Origin of the sequence: Vibrio sp. MEBiC08052 (genome assembly GCF_001506075.1) — a bacterium.
GTDB lineage: Bacteria > Pseudomonadota > Gammaproteobacteria > Enterobacterales > Vibrionaceae > Vibrio.
On record NZ_KQ947475.1, the window covers coordinates 3,972,650 to 3,993,612 of the forward strand.

At 46.8% G+C, this 20,963-nt stretch carries 17 protein-coding genes; 11 read left to right on the plus strand and 6 right to left on the minus strand.

Annotated elements, in window-relative coordinates; genetic code table 11:
- Positions 1-399: 399 nt before the first annotated feature.
- Positions 400-852 (minus strand): DUF1353 domain-containing protein, encoded by a 453-nt coding sequence (locus VRK_RS17040; RefSeq protein WP_059122485.1) that lies wholly within the window; start codon positions 850-852, stop codon positions 400-402.
- Positions 853-1,153: 301 nt separating this feature from the next.
- Between VRK_RS17040 and VRK_RS17045 the strand changes: the two genes are divergently transcribed.
- The 5 genes from VRK_RS17045 to VRK_RS17065 all read left to right on the plus strand — a co-directional run bounded on the left by VRK_RS17045 (position 1,154) and on the right by VRK_RS17065 (position 6,863).
- Positions 1,154-1,840 carry a DUF4336 domain-containing protein gene (locus VRK_RS17045; RefSeq protein ID WP_059122486.1) on the plus strand — a complete coding sequence of 229 codons (687 nt, stop codon included), beginning with the start codon at positions 1,154-1,156 and terminating at the stop codon, positions 1,838-1,840.
- A 277-nt stretch (positions 1,841-2,117) separates the two neighbouring features.
- Positions 2,118-2,747 (plus strand): 2OG-Fe(II) oxygenase, encoded by a 630-nt coding sequence (locus VRK_RS17050; protein WP_059122820.1) that lies wholly within the window; start codon positions 2,118-2,120, stop codon positions 2,745-2,747.
- 25 nt (positions 2,748-2,772) lie between these two features.
- A complete protein-coding gene (locus VRK_RS17055) occupies positions 2,773-3,174 on the plus strand; it encodes a GFA family protein (protein ID WP_059122487.1) in 402 nt (133 codons plus the stop codon).
- Positions 3,175-3,365: 191 nt separating this feature from the next.
- Entirely contained in the window at positions 3,366-5,126 is a 1,761-nt protein-coding gene (locus VRK_RS17060; RefSeq protein ID WP_231735796.1) for a CHASE domain-containing protein, read from the plus strand.
- A gap of 27 nt (positions 5,127-5,153) precedes the next feature.
- Complete coding sequence (locus VRK_RS17065) at positions 5,154-6,863, plus strand: putative bifunctional diguanylate cyclase/phosphodiesterase (protein WP_059122489.1); 1,710 nt, start codon at positions 5,154-5,156, stop codon at positions 6,861-6,863.
- A gap of 39 nt (positions 6,864-6,902) precedes the next feature.
- On the opposite strand, the gene VRK_RS17070 is transcribed toward VRK_RS17065, so the two are convergent.
- A complete protein-coding gene (locus tag VRK_RS17070; protein WP_059122490.1) occupies positions 6,903-8,939 on the minus strand; it encodes an NADPH-dependent 2,4-dienoyl-CoA reductase in 2,037 nt (678 codons plus the stop codon).
- An 86-nt stretch (positions 8,940-9,025) separates the two neighbouring features.
- On the opposite strand from VRK_RS17070, the gene VRK_RS17075 reads away from it, so the two are divergent.
- A complete protein-coding gene (locus VRK_RS17075) occupies positions 9,026-9,637 on the plus strand; it encodes a TetR/AcrR family transcriptional regulator (protein WP_059122821.1) in 612 nt (203 codons plus the stop codon).
- 121 nt (positions 9,638-9,758) lie between these two features.
- On the opposite strand, the gene VRK_RS17080 is transcribed toward VRK_RS17075, so the two are convergent.
- Complete coding sequence (locus VRK_RS17080) at positions 9,759-9,941, minus strand: hypothetical protein (protein WP_059122491.1); 183 nt, start codon at positions 9,939-9,941, stop codon at positions 9,759-9,761.
- 232 nt (positions 9,942-10,173) lie between these two features.
- On the opposite strand from VRK_RS17080, the gene VRK_RS17085 reads away from it, so the two are divergent.
- The 3 genes from VRK_RS17085 to VRK_RS17095 all read left to right on the plus strand — a co-directional run bounded on the left by VRK_RS17085 (position 10,174) and on the right by VRK_RS17095 (position 14,156).
- The gene (locus VRK_RS17085; RefSeq protein WP_059122492.1) at positions 10,174-11,325 is read left to right on the plus strand and encodes a glycerate kinase; all 1,152 of its coding nucleotides are present in this window, start codon (positions 10,174-10,176) and stop codon (positions 11,323-11,325) included.
- A gap of 229 nt (positions 11,326-11,554) precedes the next feature.
- Positions 11,555-12,274, plus strand: coding sequence for a putative ATP-dependent zinc protease (locus tag VRK_RS17090; RefSeq protein WP_231735797.1), 720 nt, complete (start codon positions 11,555-11,557; stop codon positions 12,272-12,274).
- A gap of 379 nt (positions 12,275-12,653) precedes the next feature.
- Positions 12,654-14,156, plus strand: coding sequence for an endo-1,4-beta-xylanase (locus VRK_RS17095; protein WP_059122494.1), 1,503 nt, complete (start codon positions 12,654-12,656; stop codon positions 14,154-14,156).
- 264 nt (positions 14,157-14,420) lie between these two features.
- On the opposite strand, the gene fruA is transcribed toward VRK_RS17095, so the two are convergent.
- Genes fruA through fruB form a run of 3 tightly spaced genes read right to left on the minus strand, consistent with a single transcriptional unit; the run spans position 14,421 to position 18,282 of the window.
- Complete coding sequence (gene fruA, locus VRK_RS17100) at positions 14,421-16,160, minus strand: PTS fructose transporter subunit IIBC (RefSeq protein WP_059122495.1); 1,740 nt, start codon at positions 16,158-16,160, stop codon at positions 14,421-14,423.
- Between the two features lie 22 nt (positions 16,161-16,182).
- Positions 16,183-17,136 carry a 1-phosphofructokinase gene (pfkB, locus tag VRK_RS17105; RefSeq protein WP_059122496.1) on the minus strand — a complete coding sequence of 318 codons (954 nt, stop codon included), beginning with the start codon at positions 17,134-17,136 and terminating at the stop codon, positions 16,183-16,185.
- A gap of 9 nt (positions 17,137-17,145) precedes the next feature.
- Positions 17,146-18,282 carry a fused PTS fructose transporter subunit IIA/HPr protein gene (gene fruB, locus VRK_RS17110; protein WP_059122497.1) on the minus strand — a complete coding sequence of 379 codons (1,137 nt, stop codon included), beginning with the start codon at positions 18,280-18,282 and terminating at the stop codon, positions 17,146-17,148.
- Positions 18,283-18,637: 355 nt separating this feature from the next.
- On the opposite strand from fruB, the gene cra reads away from it, so the two are divergent.
- A complete protein-coding gene (gene cra, locus VRK_RS17115) occupies positions 18,638-19,633 on the plus strand; it encodes a catabolite repressor/activator (RefSeq protein ID WP_059122498.1) in 996 nt (331 codons plus the stop codon).
- A 202-nt stretch (positions 19,634-19,835) separates the two neighbouring features.
- On the plus strand, positions 19,836-20,753 hold the full coding sequence (locus VRK_RS17120; protein ID WP_059122499.1) for a GHMP family kinase ATP-binding protein: 918 nt from the start codon (positions 19,836-19,838) through the stop codon (positions 20,751-20,753).
- Positions 20,754-20,963 lie beyond the last annotated feature (210 nt).

The following is a 20,963-nucleotide window of genomic DNA, read 5'->3' on the forward strand; positions in this document are numbered from 1 at the left end:
TTGAACAACTCATGATAATTGTATTGTTAGCTAAAAGTATGTTTGACAAAGATTGCCACTCAATCCATTGGCAATTACTTTAAATATAGATGGTAATAGGAAAGAGAGGATACAAACTATAATAGTTGTGACAATACACTCGATAGTCGATTTCTATATTTTTATTTATATTATTACGGGTAGTGTTTTAATTTTATTAAAACAATATTTGTGATCTGTATTTCAATAATCAGTATGAAATAATGTATGAAAAACTATGAGATAGAATATTGGAGGGGGGCTGCATTCATATGAGATTCCGTCCTATAAAATAGGACGGAATAGTGACGTCATTCAACCATACTTTTATTTTCAGAAAATAAAATACGATTCTATGAGCGCTTTGTTTTGTCAGTCAAATTACAGCCCATATTTTGAGGGCAGGCGATTATCATTCTGAATCATGGTTTTCAAATCAGATAAATATTTCAGATCATCTTCATTATTTTCCCAATAGAAATGACCGAATGCTTCAACAGCTTCGCGCATTAAAATCGCTTTGACTTTTTTGACGCCGGATTCACGCAGAAGCTCATAAAACAGTTGATCTGCATCTGAGCGCTCTAGCAGATGCGTGTAATAGAGCCAATCGTGGATAACCGCTGCTTTCATAAAGCGTGGGTTAAACGGCGTTCCGATAATGCTGTAGGCGGCACTCGGGATACTCGCCCCATCATACTGAAAGAACTTCGGTACCCAGATGGCTACACCTTGGTTCACGATGCCAAAATCTTCAGCTACTTCGTAGGCTTCATCAAGCTTGCTGCTGTGAGGTTCGGTAATCGGAAATAAATATAAATTGCTCATGCTCATATTCGAGTCTCCATATTGAAGCGTGTTATTGGGTTGTGTGTTCGTCCGGACGGCTGAGGCACATAAACCACAGCGGAGATAGACTATGTGCTTCGATGACTATTGAATAGGGGGGCTTGCGAACAGTTTTGCGAACAAATATAACGTTTACAGAGAGTTAGAAATACGCTTCTGAGGCGAACGTCGGAGAAAATGAGGGTAAGTTGCGGGTAGTCATGCGGCCTGTGCATTTTATGTTTTTTGTTGCATACTGGTCATCGTGTAGCAACAACTCGGATTAAAAACCAGAGCGGAGGAGATCATGAGAGCGATAGGCGAAAATATTTGGATATTTGATGGTAAAGCCGTCCCGTTTTTGACGCTGCCTTACTCGACTCGGATGACGATCGTTCGGCTTGCTGATCAATCTTTATGGATCCATAGTCCGATTGAATTAAATCCTGAGCTGAAGGCTTCCGTCGATGCTTTAGGTGTGGTCAAGTATTTGATCGCCCCCAACCAACTCCATCACCTGTTTATTTCCCAATGGCAAGCCGCTTACCCTGAGGCGCTTTCGTATGGAACGGAAGGTGTTCGTCACAAGCGTCAGGATTTGACATTTCATGCGACGTTATCTGCACAGGCGGATTATCCTTGGGCTGACGAACTGGATGCCGTGCTATTTACCGGTTCTCAGGTCATGCAGGAGTGTGTCTTTTTTCACCGTCCGAGTGAGACGTTAATTGTCACCGATCTGATTGAAAATTTCTCACCGAAGGCTTTCAATTTCTTTCAGCGTTTGCTGGCTAAGCTGACCGGGATTCTGGCACCGACCGGTAAAATGCCACTGGATTGGCGGTTAAGTTTTTTGATGGGAAAAGCGACTGCCCGGACGCATTTGGAGAAAATTCTGAATTGGAATCCCAAGACAATTGTTATGGCACACGGTGTGATTGTGACTGAAAATGCCGATAAATTCTTACGCCGTTCGTTCCGCTGGCTGTTGTAATGTCAGCCATGCGAAATGTCTAAGCGTAATCCGCGGAATGTGATAATTTGCTGGGCAATGCATTGAGTGTTTCTGCGTCATGCAGATCTTGATATGACTTAAAGAGTGATGTGATATCAGCATTTCGGTGATATCAGTGATTGGCACTGATAACAATGAATCATCATAAGGAATCAATGTGGCAGCGTTTGATCGATTTTCAAAAGCGAACGGATTTTCAAAAGCAAACGGATTGTCAAAAGCAAACGGATTGTCAACAACAGATGACGGGAGCGTGATGAATGAAAGTTTATTCGAGCTGATTGCTGATGATCTAGAAAAGCAAGGTTATAGCATTCGCCCTGCTGCGTTGCCGGAAGCGATCTCCGGCCTATTGTATGACCACCAACAATCACTTCATGCCGATAAATATATTGATGCCGGTATCGGACGTCGCGACGATTATCTGAAAAATGATTTTGTCAGAAAAGACGAAATTTGCTGGATTACCGGGCAATCGGATGCAGGACAGGCATGGATCGATTGGACATCACAGTTACAGCGTTTCCTCAATCAACGACTCTTCCTGGGACTTTTTTCGTTTGAAAGTCATTTCGCTCATTATCCCCCGGGCGCTTTTTATAAAAGACATTATGATGCCTTTCGTGGTGAAGCAAATCGGGTATTGTCCGTCGTGACCTACTTAAATCCGGATTGGTGTCATACCGATGGCGGGGAGCTGGTTTTGTATCGGGATGACGTTGATCAGGAAGGGATCAGTGTCGTGCCACTGTATGGCACCATTGTGGTTTTTCTCAGTGAAGAGTTTCCGCATGAAGTACGCCCCGCGTTGCGGGACCGATACTCGATTGCGGGTTGGTTCCGGGTCAATACCTCGATTAATAATAGAATTGATCCGCCCCGTTAATTTCAGTCTGTCGTCAGGAGGAAGTATGAATCATTTCCAAGGATCGTGTCTTTGCAACAGTGTCCGGTATGAACTGGCCGGTGAGTTACAGAAATTTTTCCTGTGTCACTGTCAACGGTGCCGTAAAGATACCGGGTCGGCTCATGCAGCAAATTTATTTGTCCAACCAACCGCTTTTCACTGGTTGAGCGGGGACGATTTAGTGAAAACCTATCACTGCCCCGACAGCCGTCATGTGAAAAGTTTCTGCCAAAACTGTGGTTCTGCCGTACCTACCGTGATCGACAACACGATAATCCTGCTCCCGGCAGGAAGCCTTGATTCAGATCTCCCACGCACTCCCGACGCGAATATTTTTATCGACAGTCAGGCGGACTGGTCAAAAAATTCAGACACCCTTCCGAGTTTTGCCCAACTTCCTGAGTAAACCGGTTAGTCTTGGATGCATTTCCGGGGGTTACTCTGATTTTCCTTGAATGATCGTATCGCTCAAATTAGCAGTAATCGCTGATTGAGCGAATATTGAGGTTTTCGATTCCTTCAACTAACTTGAAAATATCGTTTTTATTTTGGGTCATACCATCGATGCCATTTCGATCGAAAAACATAGAGTATGAAGTGAAGGGGATTACCTCTGGATTACATTGGTATCACTGGGCTGTTATTTCGTTGTCTCTGGTACTAACTTTTGGTGCTTACTACATTACCGAGCGCCAGACCAATCTGAAAATCGCCAATCAGTTTGAATTTCAGTCACAGCAAATCGTCGAGCTGGTACAAGAGCGAATGATTCGCTACGAAGAAGCATTATGGGCAGGGGCCTCCGCATTAAAAATGTTTCCGCGTGATGCCTCGCGGGAAGATTGGCGAGAATTTTCAGCAAGCTTACAGATTGACCAGCGTTTCCCGGGGATTAACGGCATTGGGGTGATTCACTATGTGCCGCCGGAAAAGCTTGCGAATTATCTGGCATGGCAACGGGCATCCATACCTGACTACGCGCTTCATCCTGCTCATTCAGAGCCCGAATACTGGCCGATCACCTATATCGAACCGCAAGCTGAAAACCACCGGGCGGTTGGTTTAGATATGGCACACGAAATCAATCGCTATACCGCAGCGAAAAAAGCACGTGACACCCGGCACGCGAATATTACCGGCCCGATTACCTTAGTTCAGGATGATCAGAAAACCCCGGGATTTTTATTTTATGCGCCGTGGTATTCATCGAATCGCGCTTCTGACCGATATGGTGAAACCGACGGCGATTTTAAAGGGTTGGTTTATGCGCCATTCATCATGTACAAATTAATGGATGGCACCTTAAAAAATGTCAATCGTCTCGTCAATTTCAGCATCCATGACGGAGATACGCTGCTGTATTCCGAGCTGGACTCGGATTCTGAAAATCTCGATGCTGACGCACTCTTTCAACGAGAGATAACGCTGGAACTTTATGGACGGCTATGGCGTTTTTATCTGCAATCGACACAGCTATTCCGGACGCAGCAAAGCCATGCTCAGCCTTTAATCATTCTGTTCAGCGGCCTGATAATTGATGTGTTGCTTTTCGCCATTTTCTTCATCCTTGCCCGATCAAACCGTAATGCGATTGAGTACGCACAAAAAGTCACGGCCAGTTTAAAATTGCGTCAAGAAGAACTGGAACAGGCCAGTCAGAACCTCCAACAAAAAAACCAGGATTTGCAAGAGGCAAACAGCGAATTGGATCAGTTTGCCTTTGTCGCATCACATGACTTAAAAGCACCACTCAGAGGGATTAACCAGTTGGCGCAATGGATCGAAGAGGATAGTGAAGGAACATTGACAGCAACGACCTCTGCGCATCTTGAATTAATGAAAAGCCGGATCTCTCGCCTCGAGAATTTGTTAGATGATTTACTTACCTATTCGCGTGTCGGCAGAAATAAAGAGTTGCCTCATCCCGTTCATGTTGCGTCTATGATTGATGATGTATTTCATTTGCTGAATCATGACGGCCGTTTTTCGTTAACGGTCGATGCACCTGATGAAGTCGTGACGACAGTTGCCACACCGCTGGAACAAATTATCAGAAACCTGATCGGGAACGCAATGAAACACCACGATCAAAAGACGGGAAATATTGCGATCAAGGTGTCTCAATCGCCACAGTATCTGCATTTTGAGGTGGAAGATGACGGGCCGGGAATTCCGGCTGAGCATCAGGAAAAAGTCTTTGATATTTTTCATACACTCAAGCCCCGAGATCAGGTCGAAGGGAGCGGCATGGGATTATCGATCATTAAAAAAATATTAGAGCGTTATCACTGCTCATATCAGATTCAGTCAGACGGTAAACGTGGGCTCACTTTTTCATTTTCCTGGCCCATTAGTTGAAATCCCGGGGTAAAGGCAAGGAGTTCTATGGATATTTTAATTATTGATGATGATGCGGTGGACCGGATGTCAGCGATAAGAACTTTGCATCAGTCAGAGCTGATTTTAGATAAAATTGATCAGTCTGATACCGCCGCCGAGGGCATTCGTCTGGCTGGTGAGCAAGCTTATGACATGATTTTACTCGATTATCAGATCCCGCCCTCAAACGGCATTGAAATATTGCGTGAGATTCGGGGGGAGAATGATTATTCCACCGCGATTGTGATGCTGAGCCATAGTAATGATGAAAAGCTGGCGTTAGCGTGTATCGAAGCCGGAGCGCAAGATTTCATTATGAAAAGTGAAATTACAGCGTCACGTTTGAAACGTGCGATTTTGCTTTCACAAGAGCGGCATTCACTTGAGCAACAAATCCGATCGAGTCATGAGCAACTGCGGTATATCGCTGAGCGTGACAGTTTGACCGGGTTACGCAATCGGTACTTTTTTGATGAAGCACTCCGGGATGCTGTGACCAAAAATTCACGCAGTGGCGAGCAACTGGTACTGATGTTGTTAGACTTGGATAACTTCAAGAAAGTCAATGATGTGCTGGGGCACCAAGCCGGAGACTGCCTCCTTCAAGAGATTGCCCGACGCTTGGAGCAACCCATCCGTAAAAGTGACAAGTTGTGCCGTTTAGGCGGTGATGAATTTGCGATTCTTGTTTACGATCTGCCGCAACTTGAGCAGGTCCGCTTGCTGGCTGATCGTATTTTAAAATCTTTAGAAAAACCGATGATGATTCAGGGGCAAACCGTGGAAGTTTCCGCAAGTATTGGGGTTGCAACTTATCCATTATGTGCGACGGATGCGACAGGGTTGATGAAATGTGCTGATGTCGCCATGTATCGTGCCAAAGAGCTTGGCCGTAACCGCGTTCAGTATTATTCCCTTGATTTTCATCAAAAAATGGTCTCGCGGATGCAGTTGGAGTTTGACTTAAAGCAAGCGATAAAAAGCGATCAGTTGACCCTGTATTTCCAACCGCAACTGGATACACATTCAGAACAGTTGGTCGGTGTCGAAGCCTTGATCCGTTGGCAACATCACGCTTTGGGCATGATACAACCCGATGAATTTATTCCGATTGCAGAAGAATCCGACCTGATTATTGATATTGGTCGCTGGGTGATCCAAGCCGCTTGCCACCAGTTTAGCCAGTGGGTCGATGCTGCACAGGGAGCGCACATCCACTTTTCCATTGCGGTCAATCTTTCCGCTCGTCAGTTAAAGGATCATGCGCTGTCGGAATACCTGCAAAACTGTCTGGTACAATACAATATTCCCGCAAATCTCGTTGAATTAGAGTTAACGGAAAGTCACTTAGAAAATAGCCTTAGTGCGATTGAAATGCTCAATAACTTGTCAGCAACGGGGGTGCGTCTCTCATTGGACGATTTTGGTACGGGTTACTCATCTTTATCGCATCTGAGTCAGTTCCCGTTCAGTATTTTGAAAATCGATAAATCCTTTGTACAAAGTGCCGATGATGAGAAGCAACGGACGTTGCTCAAAGCCATCTGTGCGTTTGCCCATTCACTGGGCTATGAAACCGTGGCTGAGGGGATTGAAACTGAAGAACAAAAACAGTTCTGCCAGTCACTGAACGTGAATCGACTCCAAGGTTATTTTTTCTCGGAACCTATCCCGGCAGAAGCGTTCGAAAACGACTGGCTTCAAGGCGTGGTTTAGGTTTAAGCCGTCCGGATCGGGAGGAATGGTTGTAGGGCATTATATCTTTATGGCAGTGACGGTTCCTTGATGGATGGCCCGTTTGGCATCGAGTTCGGCAGCGATATCGGCTCCTCCGATCAAATGGTAGGGTTTATTCAGCCCCTCGGTCAGGGTTCGTAACGGTTCTTGCCCGGCACAAATGATCACATGATCCACACCGAGACATTGTTCTTCATCATTAACCCGTAGCCATAGTCCGTCATCATCGATCCGCAAATACTCACAGCCTGATATCATTTGCACGTCTCTGTTTTGCAAACTGGTGCGATGAATCCAGCCGGTCGTTTTACCTAACTCGGCACCGACTTTGGTTGTTTTACGCTGGAGCAGATAAATCTGGCGTGATGATTTTTGAGCGTGGGGCTGAACGCCTTCAATCCCGCCGCGGGCCTTGAGGGTCATATCGATACCCCATTGCTGCATAAATGTCTGGGGTGTGGTCAATGTGGTTTGGTTCGGTTCGTGCGACAGATATTCCGCAACATCAAATCCAATGCCTCCGGCACCGATGATGGCGACTCGCTGCCCGACGGAGTGTTGCTCACGTAATACATCGAGATAACTGAGCACTTTCGCGTGATCGATCCCCTCAATTGCAGGCGTCCGGGGGAAGACGCCCGTTGCAATGATAACTTCATCCGCATCTGACTGATTGAGTTGGGCAACATCAACGTGGGTATTGAGCCGAATATCGACCTGCAATAACTCAAGTTGACGACGAAAATAGCGCAGTGTCTCGTGAAACTCGGATTTCCCCGGAATCCGTTTGGCAATATTAAACTGACCGCCAATTTCAGAGGCTGCGTCGAACAAGGTGACGTGATGACCGCGCCGCGCCGCTGTTACGGTTGCGGCGAGTCCGGCCGGGCCTGCTCCGATTACAGCGATCCGCTTCGGTTGAGAAGTGGGGCTGACCACTAACTCGGTTTCATGACAAGCAAACGGATTGACCAGACAACTGGCGATTTTGCCGACAAAGACATGGTCGAGACACGCTTGATTACAGCCGATACAGGTGTTGATTTCATCACTGCGACCATGCCGGGCTTTGTAGACAAATTCGGGATCGGCCAGAAAAGGGCGCGCCATGGAAACCATATCGGCATCGCCGCGGGCTAGTACGCTTTCAGCCATTTCCGGAGTATTAATCCGGTTGGTGGTAATCACCGGAATCTTAAAGGCCTGACGGAAATGTTTCGTCACCCACGTAAAAGCTGCCCGGGGGACACAGGTTGCGATGGTGGGGATTCTGGCCTCATGCCAGCCAATACCGGTATTGATCAGGGTGGCCCCGGCAGCTTCAATGGCCTGACCGAGTTCGGTGATTTCTGCGGCACTTGAGCCCCCCTCAACCAAATCCAACATCGAAAGGCGATAAATGAGGATGAAATGCGGGCCGACGGCTTCCCTGACGCGTCGTACCACTTCCAGCGGAAAACGGATACGCTGGTGATAGCTTCCTCCCCACTGATCATCACGTTGGTTGGTGCGGGTGGTAATAAACTGATTGAGCAGATAACCTTCTGAGCCCATGATTTCGACACCATCATAACCGGCCTGTTGTGCGTTGAGTGCCGTTTGCACAAAATCATCGAGCTGCTTTTCAATCCCTTGTTCATCGAGTGCCTTGGGTGTGAAGCGGTTAATCGGTGCTTGAATTGGCGACGGTGCCACCAGCGCAGGGTTATAGGCATATCGTCCGGTATGCAGAATTTGCAGGCAGATTTTGCCCCCTTCGGCATGAACCGCTTGTGTGACCACCCGATGGGCCTGAATTTGCGCAGCGGTGCTAAGCCCCGGACTATTCGGATGCGTCGCTCCTTCGGGATTCGGCCCGATGCCACCGGTCACAATCAAACCGACGCCGCCTCTGGCGCGCTCAGCATAATAAGCGGCAAGACGTTTTTCACCATGGGGGATGTCTTCCAATCCGGTATGCATCGACCCCATTAATACTCGGTTTTTCAGGGTGGTAAACCCTAAGTCGAGTGGTTGGAACAGATGTGGGTAGTCTGGGTGAGTCGATGTCGTCATGAATCATGTCCCTCGATTATTATCTTGACAGTGTCAATATTGTCGATGATTTTGACACTGTCAAGATTCATGCTAATTTACAGAGTATGAAATCAAGAAAATTGAACTACCATCATGGTGATTTGCGTCGGAGCCTATTACAGTCTGCTGGTCTCATGTTGAGAGAGACAGGGATTGAAGGGTTGTCATTACGCAAACTGGCGGATCACGTCGGTGTGTCACGGACAGCGTTATATCACCATTTTCAGGATAAAAATGCATTACTCTGCGCCTTGGCCGAGCAGGGGTTTCATCATTGGTATCAGCGGACCCGTCAGTTGGTCGAAAGCGCTGAGTATGATCATCGCGAAACGTTTCGCCGCTTCTTCTATCACTATATTCATGATGCAACCACAACGCCGGAAACATACGAACTAATGTTTGGCCGGGCAATCTGGAAGCAGGCTCAAGCCACGCCGGCCTTAAAAGACATTGCCTATCTTTGCTTTCAGTATCAGGTGGAAATTACCGCTTGCTGGCAGCAGGCGGGGCTTTTCCCTCAGGAAGAAACAACCGTGCGGCTCGCACAGGTCATTTGGAGCACCATGCACGGTTTAGCGCGATTGGTCATCGATGGCGTGTATGCCGATAGCCAACATATTGATGATATGTGTGATTGTGCGATTCGGATGTTGCTCACACCGAAAACCGGGAAATAGAGATAAAAGCAAAGAGAAAAACATGTTGGGTATTGCCTTGGACTGTGGCGCCACCCAAACATGTGGGGGAATTCCGCTAAGGGCTGTTCAGTTGAGCGTAATCAACTGAATAAAATGTGAGCTACGCGCTGAATAAAATCTCTCCGGATTCATTGAGACAAAGATGAGCCTGATGATCTTTGAGTAATTGAACGGCAAGCATCGGACTAACGGCTAACAATTCACCTTTAGCATGGGTAATCGGTGCTTCCCATACGTTGTCTCGGTGTTTTCCGCTTTGATCAAACTGAACTAAAACTTTCATATTTACTTCTCCTCAACCACGGTTTTTATTGAATTTTTTAGTAACCTGTATGTAAACGTAGCGTAAATAAAGTGTTACTTCACTAGTTAAAAGTGAAAGATTAATTTGATGAAATAATTATTAATATCATTAGTAAATGTAATTTTACCTTTATATTGAATGATAATATTAGAGTTATTGAATATGGTTTGACACAACATGGTAGCCTATCAGACTCAGCGGAGAGATATTGATGAGAATTGTGATTGCCCCTGATTCATTTAAAGAGAGCCTGAGTGCCGTTGAGGTGGCTGAAATTATTGCACAAGGTTGGCAGCAAGTTTTTCCCGGAGCCGTATGCATCAAAAAACCGGTTAGCGATGGCGGGGAAGGATTTGTCGATGCACTGGTTGCGGCTTCTCAAGGGCAAAAAGTGACCGCGCGCGTTCACAATCCGATTGGCATTGCAATTAATGCGGAGTGGGGGATGAGTCATGATCGACAAACTGCGTTTATCGAAATGGCGGCAGCCAGCGGATTGGCGTTGCTGGCTGTTGATGAACGTAATCCGTTACTGACGACGAGTTTGGGCACCGGACAGTTGATCAGCGCCGCACTCGACGAGGGGATTCGTCATCTGGTGTTGGGAATCGGCGGGAGCGCCACCAATGATGGTGGCGTCGGGATGATGCAAGCGTTGGGTGCGTCGTTTGTCGATGTACAAGGGAATGAGTTGCCTCCCGGTGGCGCAATGTTGTCTCGGCTGGATTCGATTGATCTTTCCGGTTTAGACCCACGCTTGCAGTCATGTAAGATTGAGGTGGCCTGTGATGTGACGAATCCGTTGACCGGAGAATCGGGGGCGGCAGCAATTTATGGCCCCCAGAAAGGCGCGACACCAGCAATGGTACAGGCGTTGGATCGAGGCTTAGCTCATTATGCCGCTGTAATTGAAGGTCAGTTAGGTAAAGCCGTTGATACACAACCCGGTGCGGGGGCTGCCGGTGGCGTGGGTGCTGCACTGATGGCGTTTCTCGATGCCCGATTGTCTCCGGGCATCGAGCTCGTGATCAAAGCGCTGGATCTGACAGCGGCAATTGCCAGTTGTGACTTGGTGATTACCGGTGAAGGATGTCTTGATTCACAAAGTCTCAATGGCAAAGTGCCCGTTGGGATTGCCCGGCTCGCAAAACGTTATGGGAAACCCGTCATCGCCCTTGCCGGGAGCGTGAAAGCGACTGAGCGGCAACTGCATGAGGTTGGCATTGATGCAGCTTTCGGTACGGTACAATCGGTCATGACGCTTGACGATGCATTGACTCAGGCTGGCAATAACCTTGAACAGACCACCGTTCAGGTTGCTCGTTTGATGTACATCGGTGGAAAGCAGATCACTGTTGAGTAGACATAAAGCGTAAAAATTTGTAGTTTTCAGGATAAAAAATAAGCTAACATCTTGAAAATTACCTATAAACCGCCACAATTTGATAAGTAAGAAATAGATAAGTAAGAAATAGATCAGTCATCAATCGATATGATTCAGTTGATGAGTTTCAGTGGCAGCATAAAATTTGGCGGCCCAATAAATGTGGGGGAATCGGATGAAACGACCATGGAAGTCATGGATAATATTGATGCTGTTGAGTGGGCTGGTGGGATGTAGCAATACAGGATCTGTTGATGTTGAGACATCAACAATGCAGCATGATACAAGCCATGCAGATCGCGCAAAAGTCATGCAGCAGATCGATCAATCCTACGGATATGAATTCGCACCCCAGAGCGATATTGCCACACAGGAGACGTTGAATGTGCAAGCGGATGTCAGTGAGCCCGGGGTATCTGCTGAGCCAACGGGAGCTGATCGCCTTAATGAACATACCGCAGATGATATTCAGACCACCACTGATGTAACAACCGGATCCTCAGATCAGCCGTCAGATGCCGATCAGAAAAATTGGGTGTATCTGCCGGGGGTCGATGAAAAGTTTCCGGCTCAGCTTGATCGGGATGCCGAGATGTCCCAGTTATCGACGACGGATATCAACTATTTTCAGCGCAGCGGTCAAGATTGGGTTCAGTTCAGTATTCAATCCGGTCAGCGTAAAAGTGCTTCCGTCAGTTTACCGGTCATGCGTTGGATGCATGTTGCATCGACCAGAGCTCATGCTGCAGATGAGCGACATGCAGTGGTGGTGACTTGGGTTGAATTTGGCAAAGAGATTAAAGAGCGAACTGAATTTATGCTGACAGACGCTGCGCAGCGGACTCGCTTCCCCGTACGACTCGGGCAAAGCTTTTTTCGAGATATGGCATCCCATGAAACGGCACAGATTATTGATATTTTTCACTAAATATAATTAATAAAATTAAACTGACGGTTTAAAAACAAACAGTTGATATGACTAATTTCTCAATGGCCTCAGGATCCGAAAGTATCCTGAGGCCATTTTTGTAGAAATATCATGCTCCTGACAACCCAATTAACCCTTCACCGATTACTAGCTTTAATTCGACGATATGATCACAGATTGATACTTCGTTTTAAAAATATATGGACGGAAATAACAAAAATTGAAGTGACAGCCCTCAAACGTTTAATTTGGTGATATTCTATATGCGACCTGATTTATATTTCTGGTCTATATTTGAGTGGTTTGTCGTAGCCTTCTCCACAACTGAAGAAGGCTCTTGGTGAACCGCGATATCAGCGTTTAACGCAAAGGAGAAAACATGAAGGAAAGAACACAACGACAATGGCTGGGTTTCAATACGAAGCAGTTCCGGACAGCACCAGTCTTGACGGCTCTGGCTGCCTTGACGATGCCATTTATGAGTGCGGTTGCCGATACTCAGGTAGATGTCAGTGCTGCGGCACCATCAGGTTTCGCAGCATATTATGCTTCGGAATCATTTGCTGGTTTGGCAAATAATGGTGGTGTTGAAAATGGGTTAACCAACTGGTCATCGATTGGTGGTTATATCACCCGTACAAATCAAGCAAGTCATAGTGGGGCGGCGAGTGTACTTATTTTAAACCGTAACGCAACTTGGAACGGCATTACGTTTAAGCCTGCACCATTAGTCAATGGTAAAAAATATAACGTATCCGTCTGGGTAAGATTAGCCCCGGGATCTCAGAGCACAAACATTATTCTGACCGGTAAACGGACCGATGATGCAGATAGTTCGACAAGCAATGAATATGTACGGATTGCAAGCGCGCAAGCCACGGATTATCAGTGGACTGAGCTGAAAGGTTCATACACCCAGTCTGGCACACCGTTCCAGCATTTCATTATTGAATCTGACAATAGCAAAGTCAGTTACTATGCAGATGATATGTCGGTTGAAGATGTTGGTGGCGGTGGTTCCGATAACCCTACCCCCGGAAACGGTAAAAAGTTCGTCGGGAATATCACAACATCTGGTCAGGTCCGCGGAGATTTCACCAGATACTGGAATCAGATCACACCAGAGAATGAAGGAAAATGGGGATCTGTCGAAAGAACGCGTGATGTTTACAACTGGAGTGGCATTGATGCCTCTTATAATTATGCGAAACAACATAATATTCCATTTAAACAACATACGTTTGTCTGGGGAAATCAGTATCCGACTTGGATCGATAGCTTAAGCCCATCTGAGCAGGCGGGTGAAATTGAAGAATGGATCCGTGATTTCTGCCATCGCTATCCTGATGTTGCGATGATTGATGTGGTGAACGAAGCAACACCGGGTCATGCTCCGGCCGAATACGCCAGAAGAGCATTTGGTAATGATTGGATCATCAAGTCATTCCAACTGGCACGTAAATATTGTCCGAATGCAACATTGATTCTGAACGATTACAACGTGTTAAGCTGGAACACTGATCAATTCATTGCAATGGCAAAACCTGCGGTACAAGCTGGCGTTGTCGATGCGATTGGTCTTCAGTCTCATGGATTGGAAGGCTTCTCGAATGCTGCATTGCAAGCGAATCTGAACAAAGTGATTGCACTGGGATTACCGATCTATATTTCGGAATATGATGTTGCCAAAACCAATGATCAGGCTCAGTTGGATGTCATGAAACGACAGTTCCCGCTCTTCTATAACTCTGATGCGGTTGCAGGTATTACCCTGTGGGGTTATGTGGTCGGCAGAACGTGGGTCGATGGCTCCGGACTGATTTATGACGACGGATCACCACGTCCGGCAATGCGCTGGCTGATGAACTATTTAGGCCGATAATCTATGCAGTGATATGTTAGCTTACCATTTGGAACCGGTGGTTGAGCGATCGTATTAAACAACTGCATTTGATCCCCTCAGGCATGATGTCTGAGGGGATTTTTATATTTGGTGACGAGACTGGTTCGAGAAATGGTGAATGGTGACAGTGAAGTATCGTTATTTATGAATGGATATAGAATATAAAAAAGCCAGTGGGATGTCGTTCCCACTGGCAAACCGTTTTCAATTTTTCAATGGAGCAAAATTATGCCCCGATAGGTCTTAGGAGACTACTTTTGCTTTGTCTAAGGCTAACTGAGGTTTAATCATCGCATAGCCAAGACCTGTGATTGCTGTACCAACCGCGATGGCAACCAGATACATCAGAACCGGTGAAATTGCGTTTGGAATCAACAATACGAACAGACCACCGTGAGGTGCCATCAGTTTTGCACCGAACAGCATAGACAATGCGCCGGTTACTGCACCACCAGCCATACAGGCAGGGATGACGCGCATCGGGTCTTTAGCAGCAAATGGAATGGCACCTTCTGAGATAAAGCACAGACCCAGCACGAATGATGCTTTACCTGCTTCTTGTTCGCTTTTCTCAAATTTATTTTTGGCAATAAAGGTTGCAACACCCATACCCAACGCAGGCACCATACCGGCAGCCATGATTGCAGCCATTGGTAGATATTGTTGAGAAGCCAACAGACCAACACCGAAGGTATAGGCTGCTTTATTGACCGGACCACCCAAGTCAAAGCACATCATTGCACCCAGAATTATACCCAGCAGAATCGCATTGCCTGAGCCCATATTCTCAAGGAATGAGGTCATCGCTGCCATGATATTCGCAACTGGTGTACCCACGATATAAATCATGATCAAGCCAGTCGCCAGTGTTGCCAGGAATGGGATGATCAGAATCGGTTTCAACGCTTCCATCGACTGAGGCAGTTGCACTTTATCCGCAATCAGTTTGGCTGCATAACCGGCGATGAAACCAGCGACAATACCACCAAGGAAACCGGAACCGATAGAGCTGGCTAACATACCACCGACTAAGCCGGGGGCAAGTCCGGGACGGTCTGCAATCGAGAAGGCAATGTAACCCGCCAAAACAGGAATCATCAGTGCAAATGCTGAACCTCCACCGATTTTCATCAGTGCAGCAGCAAGCGTTCCTTCTTCTTTAAAGGCTTCAATCCCGAAGACGAATGATAATGCGATGATCAAACCACCGGCAACAACCACAGGCAGCATGTGTGATACACCGGTCATCAAGTGTTTATAGACACCTTTCTTCTCTTCATTTGCTGCTTCATTTGAACCGGCAGAGCCCTGATAAACAGTTGCTTGAACGAATGCTTTTTCGATCTCTTCCTGTGTTTTTTTCAATGCCGGGCCAGTTTTAGTCCGGTAGAGCTTTTTACCGTTGAAGCGATCCAGTGGGACCTCAATATCAGCGGCAATGATGACGAGATCTGCTGCTGCAATTTCTTCGGCTGTCAGTTGGTTTTTCGCACCGACAGAACCACGTGTTTCCACTTTAATCTGGTGTCCCATGGTTTTGGCGGTATTTTCCAGAGCTTCAGCAGCCATGAATGTATGCGCAACACCTGTCGGACAGGCTGTAATCGCAACGATTTTCTTGGCAGTGTTTGCTGATGCGGCTGGCGCTGCGGTGGCAACCGTTTGCGCTTTGTCAAGGACTTGCGCTTGTTCAGCGGCCGTTTTCAGATAAGCAACCGGATCCGCTGTACATGCGGCAATATCGCTTTGGTAAACTTTTTTGCCAACCAAACGGGTGGTATCAACAGGTGTATTGGCAGCAATGACAACCAGCTCCGCTTCCGCAATATCAGCATCAGTGAGCGTATAGCCATCGACAACGGAAGAGTGACATTCAACCGTTGCTGACCAATCCAGAGACTTTGCTGCTTGCTCTAACAAACCGGCAGCGAGAATACTATTTGCGACGCCGCTCGGGCACGCGGTAATAATGGCAATTTTCATAGTTACGACCTTATTGTTGTCCTTAATTACTAGCCTCAGGGCTATACGGTTGTAATTGGATCTGCTGTTGTAGGGTGTTTAACTCTTGGATATCGGCGACACCGACACCCACCTGACTCACTGCTAGTGCAGATAATGCCGTGGCAAAGGTAAGTAGTTCCTCCTTCTTCATGGACTGCATGTGTCCCCAGCACAACCCGGCAACCAGCGTATCACCGGCGCCGACGGTACTGACAACATTCATCCGAGGTGGTTTTGCATGTAGCCATTGATCGTTGTTCAGCCACATCACCCCGTTTGCACCCATTGAGACGACGATATTCTCAATCTCTTTTGCGGCGAGTTCACTCGCTGCTTGCTGGCATTCAGCCGCAGACTCAAGCGGTCTGCCGACGAAATGAGACAATTCCTCATCATTCGGTTTGATTAACCACGGATGAGCATTCAAACCGGCTGCAAGCGCATCGCGGCTGCTATCAAACAACACTTTCTTACCCAGTTGGTGCAGTTTCTCGATCCAAGATGCACACAGCTGAGGTGAAACGCCTTTCGGCAAACTGCCTGCCAGTACAAAGTATTCGTGACTTTCAGCCAGACGGAACAAGGTTTTTTCAAATTCGTCAATAGCTTGTGATGACACTTCGACACCGGGGAAATTGATATCGCTGACTTCTCCGGAAGACTCGACCAGCTTCACGTTGATTCGGGTTGCGCCATCAACACGGATAAATTCATCCGTTGCGCCCATTGCTTCAAATAGCTGACAAAAGATGTCCTGATTATCTTTACCCAGAAAACCGGTCACCGTCACTTCGGCACCCAGATCACTGAGTACCTGGGCGACGTTGACGCCTTTCCCTGCAGCATGCAGTGACCCTTGCTTGACCAGACTGACTGACCCCACTTGTAATGTGTCAAGACTGCCGGTCAGATCCAGTGCGGGGTTGAGTGTAATGGTGACTACTCGATTCGTCATAATGATCCCTTACTGTTCGCCTAAACCTGCATTAATCGCGACACCCAGTGCTTCAAGCGCTTGGCTTGCATCAGGGCCGTTGGCGGTAAATTCAAGTCGGTGTCCGCATTTCACACCCAGTGCGATCACTTTCATCAGGCTCTTGGCATTGACGGCTTTACCATCGCCATCGAGATTGGCGACCTTGATGTCAGATTCAAATTTCTTCGCTTCCGCTACCAGCATTGCTCCCGGACGAGCGTGTAGACCATGGGCATTTTTCACTTGGAAAACGGCAGTGTTGGCGTCGTTATTTGCGTCTGTCGGTACGGATTCAGCCAACCCAAACGCTGCCAGAACGGCTTGTTTGTCACTGGTAAATAAGGACTGTTGGTTTTTCTGGAAGACAATGTCAGTGATTTTTTGCATCAGTGGCTGATGTGCACCATTGCAAGCTGCAACCACGAGCAGTCCTTTAACCGACTGTCCTTGTACGTCAAAAGCATCGCTGGCAGTAATGAATGCCAGACCGGTGCGGGTAACACCACGATTGCTACTGGTGAGCCACAGTCCGCCACCGAGTGGCGTTGCTTCTTTGGCGATCACATCTGCAACAAAATCGCTGCTGACACAGCCTTTGTTTTTCAGCAGTCCGCTTGCGACAGCAGACAGCGGTGTCATATCAGTTGCCGGGAATTGCAGTTGGATTAGTGTCTCATCAAAGTCGGCTTCAAACTGAACGTCGCCATTGAGCAGGGCAATGATTTCTTGTGCTTTACTCGCTTGTTGCAATTTTTGTTCAACACCATCGGCTGACAGCACTTTGGTCAGTTGTTTCAGAATACCGAGATGCTCATCAGATTTAGCAGCGATACCGATTGCGACATAAACCATATTGCCATCACCCCAGTCAACACCCTGAGGAAAATGATGAACCGCAACACCGGTTTGTTTAACTAAAGAACGGGTGTCGGTTGTGCCGTGTGGAATTGCAATCCCATTGCCGAGGAATGTTGAATTTTGTGCTTCCCGATTGAGCATTCCATCCACGTAACCAGTATCGACGAGTCCTTTCTCGCTCAGATGAGTGGCAATCGCTCGAATAGCATCTTGTTTATTCGATTGAGACTGTTCCAGATGGATATCATGAGGAGTGAGTTGCAGCATGTTTGGCCCCTTTAATTGCCTTATTTGGCGCTTTAGTGCGGACACATCCGATAGCTCTCTAATGGAGTTTCTGGCCGGGAGATTATCCCTAGGTGTCTGCACAATCGTTTTATCATTAAAATAGCTGAATCGTTTCAGTGTCTATTTAAAAAAAGTCAGCAAAAATCACTTCATATTGCTCATAATACCGAAGCTATCTAATAAATAGTCTAAAAAACTAGATTTCGCTATCATTTTTGAATTTTGCTGAATCCTTTCAGCTTTTATAGTGAATCGATTCAGCATATAGTTCAATCCTATTGAGGATCTTAATTTTTATTTCTATGATCCGACGCACACTAAAAAGAGTAGCGATATGACACTAGATGAAATTGCCAAATTAGCTGGAGTGTCTAAAACCACTGCGAGTTATGTGATCAATGGAAAAGCACAAAAGTATCGCATCAGTGAAAAGACTCAGCTGAAAGTTATGGATGTGGTGAATGCGCATAACTATCGTCCTGATCACACGGCTTCTGCTTTACGGGCTGGGAACAGTCGGTCATTCGGATTGATTATCCCGGATTTGGAGAACACCAGTTATGCGCGTTTATCTAAATTACTGGAACAAAATTCCAGACAGGCGGGATATCAAATTCTCATTGCTTGCTCGGATGACTGTCCCGAAACTGAAATGTCCGTCGCAAACACACTGATAGCTCGCCGGATCGATGCTTTGTTTGTCGCCAGCTCGATTCCAAATGCCAGTGAATTTTATTATGGGCTCCAACAGGCCGGCACCCCTGTGATTGCGATTGACCGCCCACTCGATGATGAATTCTTCGCGTGTGTGGTCAGTGAAGATTATAGTGCTGCCCTGGAGTTGACCGAATCGGTGCTGGATGATCAGCTTCAGTCGATTGGTCTGATTGGTGCATTACCGGAGCTGAGCATTTCTACCGATCGTCAATTGGGATTTGAAGCTGCGGTGAAAGCCAAAGGAATTCAGATTTTAGAAGGGTATGGTGAGCACTTTAACCGCGAAGAAGGGAAAAAAGTTTTTTCTGAGTGGGTGAATAAAGGCACCGTGCCGGAAGCTATCGTATCGACCTCATATACATTGTTGGAAGGAATTCTGGATGTCCTGCTGGAACATCCGCAACTGATGGACAACATCCGCTTGGCAACCTTCGGGGATAACCGCCTGCTTGATTTTTTACCGCTGAAAATTAATTCACTCCCGCAGCAGTTTGAACTGATCGCAGACAGCGCACTGGCAGTTGCTTTAAATGCAACCGCGAAACGCCATCAGCCCGGCATTGAATTAGTACCGCGAAAGTTACGGGTGCGTCGCAATCCGAGCCTGTCATGATGAGATGAGTCGGTTTGGATGAATATCATAGAGGTTGATCATCGAGACTGTTATTTATGACGGGTGTCCCTTTGGGGATAGCTTTATTTATCGACCAAATCGCGCGTGATGCGTGCAGAGTCATGGTCGCATTTTTTTATCATGGTATTGACCGAACTATTGCTATGATGGATAACCGAACTGGTTGAATGAGGCGTTGCTCATGTTTGAAACTCCTGCTGAGCCGTTGATTGATATCCTGTCAGAACCACAGGATTCAAGCGGCCTCTGTCATTTTGGTTCTGGTCAGTCTTGCGGAACATTTGGCGAATTACTGCAAGGTGCTTTGCCGAATGGGCAAGGCTTTCTTGTGACGTTTCCGATTCGTCGATACGTGAAAGCAAAGTTTTATCACGGAGAAGATGAGACGGGATTGCAAGTTTGTCCGCCCCATAAGACCAAGGCGCTGGCGTTGGCATATGCGCTGCTGAGCCGATATCAATTGCCATTAAGCGGCTTACTTGAGATTGATTCGGATATTCCTGAGAGTAAAGGTTTAGCAAGCTCGTCGGCAGACCTCGTTGCAGTGGCCCGAGCGATTACAGACCATCATCACATCCGTATCAGCAATGACGACCTCGCTCATATGATGTGTCAGATTGAGCCAACCGATGCTGTGATGTATGGTCACTGTGTCGCGTTCCATCAAAATACCGGACATTTAATTGCCGATCTTGGCCCATTACCGAAGATGTTGATTGTTGCTTATGATGAAGGGGGTTGTGTCGATACCGTGGCGCATAAAAAAACGCTTCCCCGGATTGGCCTCACGGAGATGAAGCAATACGAGTGTTTATTGGAACGTCTCCAACATGCTATCAGACAGCGTAACTGCCATGAGATCGGCCGTGTTACCACGATGAGTTCAATGTTAAATCAACGTTTCAGACCCAATCCATATCTGAGTTTATTCATTGACCTCTGCGAGCAGTATGGCGGGCTTGGCGTTGCTGTTGCACACAGTGGTACATATATTGGTATTCTGCTTGATGTCGGCGATATAAAGCTTGCTGAAAAGCAAGCTGCAATTGAGAGTGCATTGAAGGCCAGTAATTTAGCGCCTGAAACGTTTGAGAACTAGGTGACCACAACATTATTCACTCTACCTCATTATGAAATGCCACGACTCACTAACGAGGTGTCCACAACTGGTTGTGCGAATTTCAAAGTAGGAGATACGTTGAGATACACTAACTTATTGTATTCATGTACAAATATAGATGCTGAAATATGATACGAGCTTTTATTTTTTGATAGATTAAGGGTAGTCATGTTTCTATTTCACTATTAT